The 12,256-nt window shown below is 72.9% G+C and carries 11 protein-coding genes; 8 read left to right on the forward strand and 3 right to left on the reverse strand.

The features are described 5' to 3' along the window. Nucleotides 1-3: 3 nt before the first annotated feature. The 3 genes from ASG36_RS06845 to ASG36_RS06855 form a co-directional block, all read right to left on the reverse strand. Nucleotides 4-954 (reverse strand): alpha-E domain-containing protein, encoded by a 951-nt coding sequence (locus tag ASG36_RS06845; protein ID WP_055761083.1) that lies wholly within the window; start codon nucleotides 952-954, stop codon nucleotides 4-6. After that, nucleotides 948-2,531, reverse strand: coding sequence for a circularly permuted type 2 ATP-grasp protein (locus ASG36_RS06850; RefSeq protein ID WP_055761086.1), 1,584 nt, complete (start codon nucleotides 2,529-2,531; stop codon nucleotides 948-950). The genes ASG36_RS06845 and ASG36_RS06850 overlap by 7 nt, the downstream gene beginning before the upstream one ends. A 65-nt stretch (nucleotides 2,532-2,596) precedes the next feature. Next, entirely contained in the window at nucleotides 2,597-3,625 is a 1,029-nt protein-coding gene (locus ASG36_RS06855; protein WP_055761089.1) for a LacI family DNA-binding transcriptional regulator, read from the reverse strand. A gap of 189 nt (nucleotides 3,626-3,814) precedes the next feature. Here ASG36_RS06855 and ASG36_RS06860 point away from each other — a divergent pair, with 189 nt between their 5' ends. The 8 genes from ASG36_RS06860 (at nucleotide 3,815) to ASG36_RS06895 (ending at nucleotide 12,198) form a co-directional block, all read left to right on the forward strand. Continuing rightward, nucleotides 3,815-5,134, forward strand: a complete 1,320-nt coding sequence (locus ASG36_RS06860; protein ID WP_055761092.1) for an extracellular solute-binding protein — start codon at nucleotides 3,815-3,817, stop codon at nucleotides 5,132-5,134. 97 nt (nucleotides 5,135-5,231) lie between these two features. Next, nucleotides 5,232-6,236 carry a carbohydrate ABC transporter permease gene (locus ASG36_RS06865; RefSeq protein WP_235494658.1) on the forward strand — a complete coding sequence of 335 codons (1,005 nt, stop codon included), beginning with the start codon at nucleotides 5,232-5,234 and terminating at the stop codon, nucleotides 6,234-6,236. Continuing rightward, complete coding sequence (locus ASG36_RS06870; protein ID WP_055761095.1) at nucleotides 6,233-7,120, forward strand: carbohydrate ABC transporter permease; 888 nt, start codon at nucleotides 6,233-6,235, stop codon at nucleotides 7,118-7,120. The genes ASG36_RS06865 and ASG36_RS06870 overlap by 4 nt, the downstream gene beginning before the upstream one ends. A gap of 38 nt (nucleotides 7,121-7,158) precedes the next feature. Then, nucleotides 7,159-8,232: an ABC transporter ATP-binding protein gene (locus ASG36_RS06875; protein ID WP_055761099.1), complete on the forward strand. Its 1,074-nt coding sequence runs from the start codon at nucleotides 7,159-7,161 to the stop codon at nucleotides 8,230-8,232. 24 nt (nucleotides 8,233-8,256) lie between these two features. Next, nucleotides 8,257-9,645 (forward strand): GH1 family beta-glucosidase, encoded by a 1,389-nt coding sequence (locus tag ASG36_RS06880; RefSeq protein WP_055761102.1) that lies wholly within the window; start codon nucleotides 8,257-8,259, stop codon nucleotides 9,643-9,645. Further along, nucleotides 9,642-10,172, forward strand: coding sequence for a TMEM175 family protein (locus ASG36_RS06885; RefSeq protein WP_055761105.1), 531 nt, complete (start codon nucleotides 9,642-9,644; stop codon nucleotides 10,170-10,172). Before ASG36_RS06880 ends, ASG36_RS06885 begins: the two co-directional genes overlap by 4 nt. Nucleotides 10,173-10,241: 69 nt before the next feature. Beyond that, nucleotides 10,242-11,228, forward strand: coding sequence for a pirin family protein (locus tag ASG36_RS06890; RefSeq protein WP_055761108.1), 987 nt, complete (start codon nucleotides 10,242-10,244; stop codon nucleotides 11,226-11,228). A gap of 1 nt (nucleotide 11,229) precedes the next feature. Then, the gene (locus ASG36_RS06895; protein ID WP_055761111.1) at nucleotides 11,230-12,198 is read left to right on the forward strand and encodes a pirin family protein; all 969 of its coding nucleotides are present in this window, start codon (nucleotides 11,230-11,232) and stop codon (nucleotides 12,196-12,198) included. Nucleotides 12,199-12,256 lie beyond the last annotated feature (58 nt).

The raw sequence follows: 12,256 nt of genomic DNA on the forward strand, positions 1-12,256 counted from the left end.
GGCTCATCCCACGCCTTCCGGCACCCACACCTGGGGCGCCTGCTCGGTGAAGAACCTGCTGGTCACGGCCTCACTGGCCGCCGAGCAGGTGCGCTGCAGCTCGTCGAGCCGGGTGGGCAGCTTGGCGAGGATCTCGTCGGTGCCCATGAACTCCAGCATCGTCCGGGCCCGTCCGACGATCCGGTGGGCCTCCCCCGCGACGCCGATCCGGTGCCCGTCGCGGACGTTGGAGCGCTCGAGCTCGGCCAGGCAGCCCTCGGCCTGCTCCAGCGCGGCGAACACCGAGCGGGGGAAGAGCCGGTCCAGCAGCAGGAACTCCGCGGCCCGGCTGGAGTTGACCGCACCCCGGTAGGTGCGCAGGTAGGGCTCGTAGGCCCCGGTCGAGCGCAGCACCAACGTCCAGGACGGCGCCGCGTCACCGGCCAGCACCCGGGTGGAGAGCATCCGGCTGGTCATGTCCACCCGCTCCAGCGAGCGGCCCAGGATGAGGAACAGCCAGCTCTCGTCCCGGCTCATCGTGGCGTCGGCCAGCCCGAACACCATGGCCGAGCGCTCCCGGACGAACCGGAACAGCGAGTGCGGGCCGTAGCGGCGGGCCATCGTGCGCTGCTGGGGCAGCGCGTTGTGGGTGACGTTGAGGGACTCCCAGATCTCCGCCGACAGCACCTCGCGGGCGCCGCGGGCGTTCTCCCGGGCCGCGCTCAGCGCACCGACGATCGAGCTCGGGGCCACCCGGTCGAAGGCCAGCGTGCCGAGCACCCGCTCGGTGTCGGCCTCCTCCAGCGGGCAGGGCACGCCCATCAGCGCGAGCAGGTTGTGGCAGGCCCGCTGCTCGTCGATCCACGGGTCCTCGACCAGCCGCTGGGTGTGCACGTCGAGGATCCGGGCGGTGTCGTCGGCCCGCTCCACGTAGCGCCCGATCCAGAACAGCGACTCGGCGATGCGGCTCAGCACTGCGACACCCCTTGCTGCTGCTGTTGGCCCTGGGCGACGGCGTTGTCGTTGGCCGGGCCGGGGTCCTGGGCGGGGGGCTCGGCGGGCAGGTCGGCGGTGGTGAACTCGATCTGGGTGCGATCGGGGGTGGGCTCGGCCTGTGGGCGGGAACCGGAGATGACCCAGGTGTCCTTGGACCCGCCGCCCTGGCTGGAGTTGACCACCAGCTCGCCCTCGGGCAGCGCGACCCGGGTCAGCCCGCCGGGGAGCACCCACACGTCGGTGCCGTCGTTGACCGCGAAGGGCCGCAGGTCGACGTGCCGCGGGGCGATCTTGCCGTTGATCAGCGTCGGGGACGTCGAGAGCCCGATCGGCTTCTGCGCGATCCAGTCCCGGGGGGAGGCGCGCACCTTCACCGCGAGCTCGGCGAGGGTCTTCTCGTCGGCACGCGGGCCGATCACGATGCCCTTGCCGCCGGAGCCGTCGACCGGCTTGAGCACGAGCTGGTCCAGGCTGGACAGCACCCACTCGGTGGCGTCGGCGTCGTCCAGGCGGTAGGTGTCGGCGTTGGCGAGCACCGGCTCCTCGCCCAGGTAGTAGCGGATGAGGTCGGGCACCCACGTGTAGATGAGCTTGTCGTCGGCTACGCCGTTGCCCACCGCGTTCGCGATGGTCACCCGGCCGGCGCGGGCGGCGTTGAGCACGCCGGCGCAGCCGATCACGGAGTCCGAGCGGAAGTGCACCGGGTCGAGGAACTCGTCGTCGATGCGCCGGTAGACCACGTCCACGCGCTGCTGGCCGTCCGTCGTCCGCATGCTGACCTGGCCGCCGGAGCAGACCAGGTCGCGGCCCTCGACCAGCTCGACGCCCATCTGGCGGGCCAGCAGGGCGTGCTCGAAGTAGGCCGAGTTGTAGACACCGGGGGTGAGGACGACGACGGTCGGGTCGCTCACCCCGGTCGGCGCCGAGGCCTTCAGCGCGGCGAGCAGCTTGGACGGGTAGTCCGCGACCGGCTGGATGCGGTGGTCGCCGAACAGCTCGGGCAGCACCTGGCTCATCGCCGCCCGGTTGGTGATCACGTAGCTGACGCCCGACGGGCTGCGCAGGTTGTCCTCGAGCACCCGGAAGTCCCCGGCCTCGTCGCGGACCAGGTCGATGCCCGAGACGTGCACCCGCACGCCGTTGGGCGGCACCAGGCCGTGCGCGGCGCGGTGGAAGTGCGCGCTGGTGGTGATCACGCTGCGCGGGACGATGCGGTCGGCGAACACCTGGCCGGCGCCGTAGACGTCGGCCAGGAACGCCTCGAGGGCGTGCACCCGCTGGGCGACCCCGCGCTCGACGTGCGCCCACTCGTCGCTGCCGATCACCCGCGGCACGATGTCCAGCGGGAAGGGCTGCTCCTCCCCCGCGTGCGCGAAGGTGACCCCGGCGTCGCGGTAGGTCTGGCTCAGCACGTCTGCGCGGGCCGCGAGCTCCTCCCCGGACATCGGTTGGAGCGAGCTGAAGAGCCCGGCGTACGGCGGCCGCGGTTGGGCCGGTGCGCCGAACATCTCGTCCCACTGCTCCCCGAGGGGGTAGCCGTCGAAGAGGTCCGCCATGCGGGGAACCTATCCAGGGCTCGTGAACGGCGCGTGTCGGCGCGCACAGCCGCTCAGGCAGTGGTTCAGGCGGAGGCGCGGCGGACCAGCTCGGTCGCGCAGACCCGGGACTCCGCGGGCCCGGCGACCCCGTCGATCTGGCGTTGCAGCAGCTCGGTGAGCTGGCGGGTCATCCGGTCCAGCGGCTGGGCCACGGTGGTCAGCGGGGGGTCGCAGGTGCGGGCCACCTCCGCGTCGTCGAAGCCGACGACGGCGACGTCCTCGGGCACCCGGCGTCCGGCCGCGCGCAGCGCCCGCAGCGCGCCCACCGCCATCGGGTCCGAGGCCACGAACACCGCGTCCAGGTCGGGGCACTGCTCCAGCAGCCGGGCCATCGCGGCCTCTCCCCCGGCCTCGGTGAAGTCGCCGTGCGCGACGAGCGCCGGGTCGGTGGGCCGGCCGGCCGCGGTGAGCGCCCGGGCCCAGCCGGCGTGCCGGTCGACCCCGGCGATCATGTCCATCGGGCCGGTGAGCGTGGCGATGCGGGACCGCCCCTGCTCCAGGAGGAACCGGGTGGCCACCCCGGCGCCCCCGGCGTTGTCGGCGTCGACGAAGGCCACCTCGCGCCCGTCGTAGGGCCGACCGCACAGCACCAACGGCACCCCGGCGTCGGTGAGCACGGCGGGCAGCAGGTCCTCGCTGTGCAGGGACATGAGGACGACGCCGTCGACGTGGCCCTGCCGGGCGTAGCGGCCGATCTTCTGCTGCTCGCGCGCGTCCCGGGCGGTGAGCAGCACCAGGGTCAGCTCGGTGTCGGCCAGGGCGGCGGACACCCCGTGCACGATGCTGGCGAAGAACGGGTCGGAGAAGACCTGGCTGTTGGGCTCGGACAGCACCAGCGCGATGGTGTCGGTGCGCCGGGTGACCAGGCTGCGGGCCATCCGGTTGGGCACGTAGTGCAGCTGCTCGATGGCGGCGTGCACGGCCACCCGCGCCTCGGGACTGACCCGCGGGGAGTCGTTGACCACCCGGGAGACGGTCGCCCGGGACACGCCGGCCAGCACCGCCACCTCGTCGAGGGTCGGCAGCGCGGTGCGCGTCCCGGTCGTGGTCACGGGGCCATCGTGCGGCACGAGGGGCGTCCTGGGAAGGGCTCCGTGGAAGCGCTCCCACATTTCCGTGCCGAGTCCTTGACAGCCCCCTGTGACGCCGCCCACTCTCTTCGTCAAGCCCGTGAGAGCGTTCTCACGGCCTCCGCCACCGGGCACCGACGCCCCGGACCGGCGGCTCTCGATGGAGGTCCCATGTTCGATCACCGACGCGGACGCGCGGCTGCGTCCGCCGCCGTCGCCCTCGCCCTGCTGACCGCCGGCTGCGGCGGCGGGAGCGCCGCGGACGGCGGCAGCGCCGACGACCCGATCACCCTGACGATGGGCCTCTACGGCACCTTCGGCTACGAGGAGGCCGGGCTCTACGAGGAGTACATGGAGCTGCACCCGGAGATCCGGATCGAGCAGTCCGTGGTGGCCCAGTCCGGGGCGTACTACCAGGCGCTGCAGACCCGGCTGGCCGCCGGTTCGGGGATGGCAGACGTCCAGGGCATCGAGATCGGCTTCGTCGCCGACGTGACGGCCAACCACGCCGACGCCTTCGTCGACTTCGCCGCGCAGGACAACGCCGACGAGCTCGAGGGCACCTTCTACGACTGGAAGTGGGACCAGGCCAGCACCACCGACGGCCGGGTGATCGGGCTCGGGACCGACGCCGGCCCGCAGGCCATGTGCTACCGCCAGGACCTCTTCGAGGCCGCCGGGCTGCCCACCGACCCGGCCGCGGTCAGCGCGCTGTGGCCCACCTGGGACGACTACCTGGCCACCGGCCAGCAGTACACCGACTCGGCCACCCGCCAGGAGGGCAGCTCGTTCGTCGACAGCCCGAACAGCGTCTTCGCCCCCGCCGTCCGGCAGGGCGACGTCGCCTACGACGACGAGGACGGCAACCCCGTCGTCGAGGACAGCGACGGCGTCGAGACCGCGTGGGACCTGGCCAGCCAGGCCGCGGACGACGGCCTGACGGCGTCGCTGGCCCAGTTCGGCGACGACTGGAACGCCGCCTTCAGCAACGGCGCGTTCGCCACCATCGCCTGCCCGTCCTGGATGTTGGGCTACATCACCTCGCAGATGGGCGACGAGGGGGCGGGGCTCTGGAACGTCGCCACCCTGCCCGGGCAGGCCGAGGCCGGCAGCACCTGGGGCGGCTCGTGGCTCGGGGTGCCCAGCAGCGGTGAGCACGTCGAGGAGGCCACCGCCCTGGTCGAGTGGCTGACCGCCCCCGAGCAGCAGGTGAGGATGTTCACCGACGGTGGGTTCTTCCCCTCCAGCTCGACCGCCGCGGAGAGCCCCGAGGTCGCCGACACCGTCAGCGAGTACTTCAGCGACGCGCCCATCGGGCAGGTCTTCGGCGACGCCGCGGACTCCGTGCGACGGACGCCGATCGGGCCGTACGACACCCAGATCCAGGACGCGTTCTCCGCGGCGCTGACCACGGTGGCCGACGGTGACCGGACCCCCGACGAGGCCTACACCGACGCGCTGAACGCCATCGAGCAGGTCGTCGGCGGCTGACCGGCCGCACCACCCGAGTCGCGGTGCCCGGGGGTGGCCTCCACCCCCGGGCACCTGCACCGGCCCACACACCACCACCCCGACCACCGGGAGCACCGTGACCCTCGCCGACGACAGCCTGCGCACCGCCCTCCCCGTGGCCGTGCCCGAGCCGGTCGCCCCACCACCCGTCGACACCGCAGCGCCCCGCCGTCGCCGGGCCCGGCTGTCGGAGAACCGCTGGGGCTACGCCTACGTCGCCCCCTTCTTCCTCGTGTTCGGCGCCTTCAGCCTCTTCCCCTTCGTCTTCACGCTGTGGATCTCCCTGCACGAGACCCGGCTGTCCGACATCGGCGGGGGCACCTTCGTCGGGCTGGACAACTACGCGGCGCTGCTGGGCAACGCCTACTTCTGGAACGCCCTGCGCAACACGGTCACGATCGGCGTCCTGGCCACCGTGCCCCAGCTGTGCCTGGCCCTGGGGCTGGCCCACCTGCTGCACTACAAGCTCCGGGGCAGGACCTTCTTCCGGGTCGTGATGCTGATGCCCTACGCCACCAGCATCGCCGCCGCGACCCTGGTCTTCGCCACCCTGTTCGGCCGGGACTACGGCCTGATCAACACCGGCCTGGAGGCCGTCGGGCTGGACCGGATCGACTGGGAGTCCGGCAGCCTGACCAGCCAGGTCGCCATCGCGGTCATCGTGACCTGGCGGTGGACGGGCTACAACGCGCTGATCTACCTGGCGGCCATGCAGTCGATCCCCGACGAGCTCTACGAGGCCGCGGAGATGGACGGCGCGAGCCGGTGGCGGCAGTTCCTGCACGTCACGATCCCGTCGCTGCGCCCCACGATCCTGTTCACCGTCGTGGTCTCCACGATCGGGGCGGTGCAGTTGTTCGGCGAGCCGCTGCTGTTCGCCGGCAACGGCAGCACCACCGGCGGCGCCCGGAACCAGTACCAGACCCTGGGCCTGCTGATGTACCAGCAGGGCTGGTCCAACTTCAACATCGGCCAGGCCGCCACCACCGCGTGGGCGATGTTCCTGATCATCCTGCTGGTCGTGGGGCTCGCGGCACTCGCCGGTCGCCTCCGCGCCCGCCGCACCGGAGGCACCCCGTGACCGCCACGCTCGCTCCGCCGTCCGCCCCCGTCACCCCCGCCCCCCGAAAGGCCCGGCGCCGCACCAAGACGGGCAAGGCCGGGCCGGTCACCTACACGCTGCTGGCGCTCTTCGCCCTGGTGTCGGTGTTCCCGCTGTACTGGACGGTGGTCGCCGGGTCGCACACCAACGCCGAGATCGCGGCGACCCCGCCGCCGTTCCTGCCCAACGCGACGCTGTTCGAGAACATCGACGCCGCCCTGGAGCAGGCACCGCTGGGGCTGGCGATCCTGAACTCGGTCATCGTCTCCGGCGCGATCACCGTGGGCACCGTGCTGTTCTGCACGCTGGCCGGGTTCGCCTTCGCCAAGCTGCGGTTCCGCGGCAACGGGCTGCTGCTGTCGCTGGTGGTCGGCACGATGATGGTGCCGACCCAGCTGGCGGTCATCCCGCTGTTCATGATGATCGCCGAGCTGCAGTGGGTCGACCAGCTCCAGGCGGTCGTGCTGCCGACGCTTGTCAGCGCGTTCGGCGTCTTCTTCATGCGCCAGTACCTGGTCTCGGCGCTGCCCGACGAACTGCTCGAGGCCGGCCGGGTCGACGGCGCGAGCACGCACCGGATCTTCTTCTCCATCGTGCTGCCGGTGGCCCGCCCGGCGATGGCGGTGCTGGCGATGCTCACGTTCCTCACCGCCTGGAACGAGTTCTTCTGGCCGATCATCGCGCTCACCGCGGCCAACCCGACGGTGCAGGTGGCGATCGCCAACCTCGGCTCGGGCTACGTGCCCCAGCGCGCCGTGATCATGGCCGGCACCCTGCTCGGCACCCTGCCGGTCCTCGTCGTCTTCGGCGTCCTCGGCAAGCAGATCGTCGGCGGCATCATGGCCGGCGCCGTCAAGGGCTGACCCCCTCCCCCACCCCTCGTTCGGAAGGCAGCTCCCTGATGGCCAGCATCTCCTTCGCCGGCGCCACCCGCGTCTACGACCGCGCGCACGCCCCGGCGGTCGACCGGCTCGACCTCGACGTCGCCGACGGCGAGTTCCTCGTCCTCGTCGGCCCCTCGGGCTGCGGCAAGTCCACCTCGCTCCGGATGCTCGCCGGTCTCGAGGAGGTCGACGAGGGCGCGATCCGGATCGGCGACCGCGACGTCACCGACCTGCCGCCCAAGGACCGCGACATCGCCATGGTGTTCCAGAACTACGCGCTCTACCCGCACATGACGGTCGCGGAGAACATGGGCTTCGCGCTGCGGCTGGCGAAGGTCTCCAAGGCCGAGATCACCCGCCGGGTCACCGAGGCCGCCACCGTGCTGGACCTGGCCGCACACCTCGACCGGCGGCCCAAGGCGCTGTCGGGCGGGCAGCGGCAGCGGGTCGCCATGGGCCGGGCGATCGTGCGCTCCCCGCAGGTCTTCCTGATGGACGAGCCGCTGTCCAACCTCGACGCCAAGCTCCGGGTGCAGACCCGCACCCAGATCGCGGCCCTGCAGCGCCGGCTGGGCACCACCACCGTCTACGTCACCCACGACCAGGTCGAGGCGATGACCATGGGCGACCGGGTCGCCGTGCTCAAGGACGGCGTGCTGCAGCAGTGCGCCCCGCCCGGGGAGCTCTACGACCGCCCGGCCAACGCCTTTGTCGCGGGCTTCATCGGCTCCCCGGCGATGAACCTGGTGACCGGGGACGCCGTCGACGGCGGCGTCCGGGTGGGGACGACGGTGCTGCCGGTGCCCCGCGCCCGGCTCGACCGGGCCGCCGCCGGCACCGGCCGGGCGACCGTCGGCTTCCGGCCGGAGTCCCTCGTCGTCGGCGCCGCGGGCGACGGGCTGCCCGTCGCCGTGACGCTGGTCGAACAGCTCGGCTCGGACGCCTACGTGCACGGCACCTGCGGGGACGACGCCGTCGTCCTGCGGACGGCCTCCCGGGAGGCCCCCGCCGTCGGCGACACCGTCTGGGTCGCGCCCCGGGCCGACGCCCTGCACGTCTTCGACCCCACCACCGGCACCCGCGTCGCCTGACGCGCCCACCCCTTGGAGCACCGCATGACCAGCACCGACACCCGCACCCAGGCCACCGACGGCCTGGTGTTCCCACCCGGCTTCGTCTTCGGCGCCGCCACCGCCGCCTACCAGATCGAGGGCGCGGTGGACGTCGACGGCCGCGGCCCCTCGATCTGGGACGTCTTCAGCCACACGCCGGGGAAGACCCACCTGGGGCACACCGGCGACGTCGCCGTCGAGCACCACGCCCGGTACCGCGAGGACGTCGCCCTGATGGCCGGGCTGGGCCTGTCCGCCTACCGGTTCTCCACCTCGTGGAGCCGGGTGCTCCCCGAGGGCGCCGGCCGGGTCGAGCAGCGCGGGCTGGACTTCTACTCCCGGCTGGTCGACGAGCTGCTCGGCGGCGGCGTCGACCCCTGGCTGACGCTCTACCACTGGGACCTGCCCCAGGCCCTGCAGGAGACCGGCGGCTGGACCTCCCGGGACACCGCCGCCCGCTTCGCCGACTACGCCGCCGTCCTGCACGACGCGCTCGGTGACCGGGTGCGGCACTGGTCGACGCTCAACGAGCCGATGTGCAGCGCCCTGCTCGGGCACATGGCCGGCCAGCACGCCCCCGGCCACACCGACGCCGTCGAGGCCTCCCGGGCCACCCACCACCTGCTGCTCGGGCACGGCCTGGCCGCCCGGGTGCTGCGCGAGCGGGGCGTGGAGTCGCTCGGACTGACGCTGAACTTCACCCCGATGACCCCGGCCACCGACTCGGCCGCCGACGCCGACGCCGCGCGACGGCTCGACGGCCAGCAGAACCGGATGTACCTGCTCCCGGTGGTCACCGGCGAGTACCCGGCCGACGTCGTCGCCGACCTCGCCGCCGCCGGTGCACCGCTCCCGGTCGAGGACGGCGACCTCGAGGTGATCGCCGCCCCGCTGGACTGGCTGGGCGTGAACTTCTACTTCGGCTCGGTCGTGCGGGCCACCGAGGAGCCCACCGGGAAGGCCTCGGCGTTCATCGGCGGCGAGCGGGTGGAGGAGGTCCCGCCGTCCGGCCCGACCACGACGATGGGCTGGGGCGTGACACCCGCGGCGTTCACCGAGCTGCTGCTCCGGCTGCGCGACACCGCCCCGGGCCTGCCCCTGGTGGTCACCGAGAACGGCTCGGCGTGGCCGGACGAGGTCTCGGCCGACGGCGCCGTGCACGACCCCGAGCGGACCGACTACCTGCTCACCCACCTGGCCGCGGTCACCGACGCGATCGAGCAGGGTGCCGACGTCCGGGGCTACTTCGCCTGGTCGTTCCTGGACAACTACGAGTGGGCCCGCGGCTACGACCAGCGCTTCGGCATCGTGCACGTGGACTACGACACCCAGGTGCGGACGCCGAAGGACACCGCCCTGGTCTACGCGGAGGTGCTGCGCCGGCACCGTTGACGGCCGGGCCGCTGGTCGACGTCGCCACCGAGCGCGAGCCCGGCCAGTCGGTCGCCGACCTGCTCGGCGACCACGTGGGCGAACTGGCCGCGTTCACGCTCAGCTTCGTGGTGATCGCCCGGCTGTGGTCGGTGCACCACGCGGTGTTCGAGCGGGTCGGCGGCTACGACCGCACGCTGGTGCGACTCAGCCTGCTGTGGCTGTTCACCATCGTGCTGCTGCCCTTTCCCACGGCGCTGCTGGCCGGGGAGGACGGCGGTCGCACGGTGTTCGCCCTCTACGTCGGCGACCTCACAGCCAGCTCGATCGCGCTCACCCTGATCGTGGTGCACGTGGCCCGCACCCCGGCGGTGCAGCGGGCCGGGTCGGGTGAGGTCTGCCGCGTCGTCCCCTCCGCGGTCACCACCGCGCTGTTCCTGGTGGCCCTGGTGCTGGGCCTGCTGGTGCCGGCGATCGGGTTCTGGGGCCTGCTCCTGCAGTTAGCCACCTCCCCCGTCGTCCGGCTCTGGGGCCGTCTGCGGGGCTGAGGAACACATCCCCGCGCGGGTGGCTTAGAGTGGCCACAAGTAGTTGAGTGCTCAACTCTGGAGGTCGAGATGCCCGCCGTCACCGTCGAGGACACCACCACGCTGGCCCGGGTGCCGGTGCCCGCCCCGAAGACCGTCCGGCGCCGGGTGCGCTCGGTGACCACGGCCCCCCGCGGCTTCGAGGGCGAGGGCTTCCCGGTGCGCCGCGCGTTCGCCGGGGTCGACCTGCGCGACCTGGACCCGTTCATCCACATGGACCAGATGGGCGAGGTCGAGTACGCCCCGGGTGAGCCCAAGGGCACCTCGTGGCACCCGCACCGCGGCTTCGAGACCGTCACCTACATCATCGACGGCACCTTCGAGCACGCCGACAGCCACGGTGGCGGCGGGTCGATCACCAACGGCGACACCCAGTGGATGACCGCCGGCGGCGGTGTCCTGCACATCGAGAAGCCGCCGGAGTCGCTCGTGCTCTCCGGGGGTCTGTTCCACGGCCTGCAGCTCTGGGTGAACCTGCCGAAGGCGCAGAAGTGGGTCGAGCCCCGGTACCAGGACCTGCGCGCCGACCAGTCGGTGCTGCTGGCCAGCCCGGACGCCGGTGCGTTCCTGCGGGTCATCGCCGGTGACGTCGGCGGGCACGCCGGCCCGGGGACGACGTACACCCCGATGGCCATGGTGCACGCGACCATCGCCCCCGGCGCCACCCTGGACCTGCCGTGGAACCCGGACTTCAACGCCCTGGTCTACGTCCTCTCCGGCAACGGCACGGTGGGCGCCGGCGACCAGCCGGTGACCGGAGGCCAGCTCGCCGTCTTCGGCCCCGGCGACACCGTGACCGTCAAGGGCGCCCTGCACCAGGACAGCCGGACGCCGTCCCTGGACGTCGTGATCCTCGGTGGGCAGCCGATCCGCGAGCCCATCGCGATGTACGGCCCCTTCGTGATGAACACCCGCGAGGAGGTCCGGGACGCCTTCACCGACTGGCAGGGCGGGCGCCTCGGGTCGATCCCGGCCCAGCACGTCGCGCACGCCGGCGTGCAGGGGCAGGCTGACTGACGTGAGTGACCTCGAGCCCCGCCCCGCACCGCACCTGCTGGGCGGGCTCGGGGCGGTCGCCCCGAAGCCGGCCCTGGACCTCCTCCCCGGCAAGGCCGTCACCCTGGGCGAGAAGATGCAGGTCCGCCGGCTGCTGCCCACCCTCGGCCGCCGGATGGTCGGCGCCTGGGCGTTCGTGGACCACTACGGGCCCGACGACGTCTCCGGCAGCGACGGCATGCAGGTCCTCCCGCACCCGCACACCGGGTTAGAGACCGTCTCCTGGCTGATCGAGGGCTCGGTGCACCACCGCGACTCCCTCGGCAGCGACGTGCTGTTCCACCCCGGCGAACTGGCGCTGATGACCGCGGGCTCCGCGATCAGCCACAGCGAGCAGTCCCCGGTGACCCACCCCCGGCTGCTGCAGGGCGCCCAGCTGTGGGTGGCCCTCCCCGACGGCACCCGGGACACCGCCCCGGCCTTCGAGCACCACGCCACGCTGCCCGGCTTCATCTCCGACGGCGTCACCGCGACCGTGCTGATGGGCTCGATGGCCGGGCAGACGTCACCCGGGACGACGTACAGCCCGCTGGTCGGTGTCGATCTCGCCCTGGAGGCCGGGGCGGACGTCGAACTGCCGCTGGAGCCGGGCTTCGAGCACGCGGTGCTCGCGTCCTCCGGCGACTCCACCGTCGAGGGCGCCCCCGTGGCCCACGGCTCGATGCTCTACCTGGGCACCGGCCGGACGACGGTGCGGGTGCGCGCCGAGCGGCCCAGCCGGCTGCTGCTGCTCGGGGGCGAGCCGTTCGAGGAGCAGATCGTCATGTGGTGGAACTTCGTCGGCCGCAGCGGCGAGGAGGTCACCGAGGCCCGCGAGCAGTGGGAGGCCGGCGAGCGCTTCGGCCACGTCGACGGCTTCGAGGGCGGCGAGCGCACCGGCGCCCCGCCGATGCCCCCCGTCCCCCTGAGGGCCCGCGGCCGCGAACGCTGACCCCCCTGCGACGAAGGAACCTCTACACCCCCTCCCAGCTCGATCCGGGGGTGTAGAG

The sequence above is a fragment of the Geodermatophilus sp. Leaf369 genome (genome assembly GCF_001424455.1).
Taxonomy (GTDB): Bacteria; Actinomycetota; Actinomycetes; order Mycobacteriales; family Geodermatophilaceae; genus Klenkia.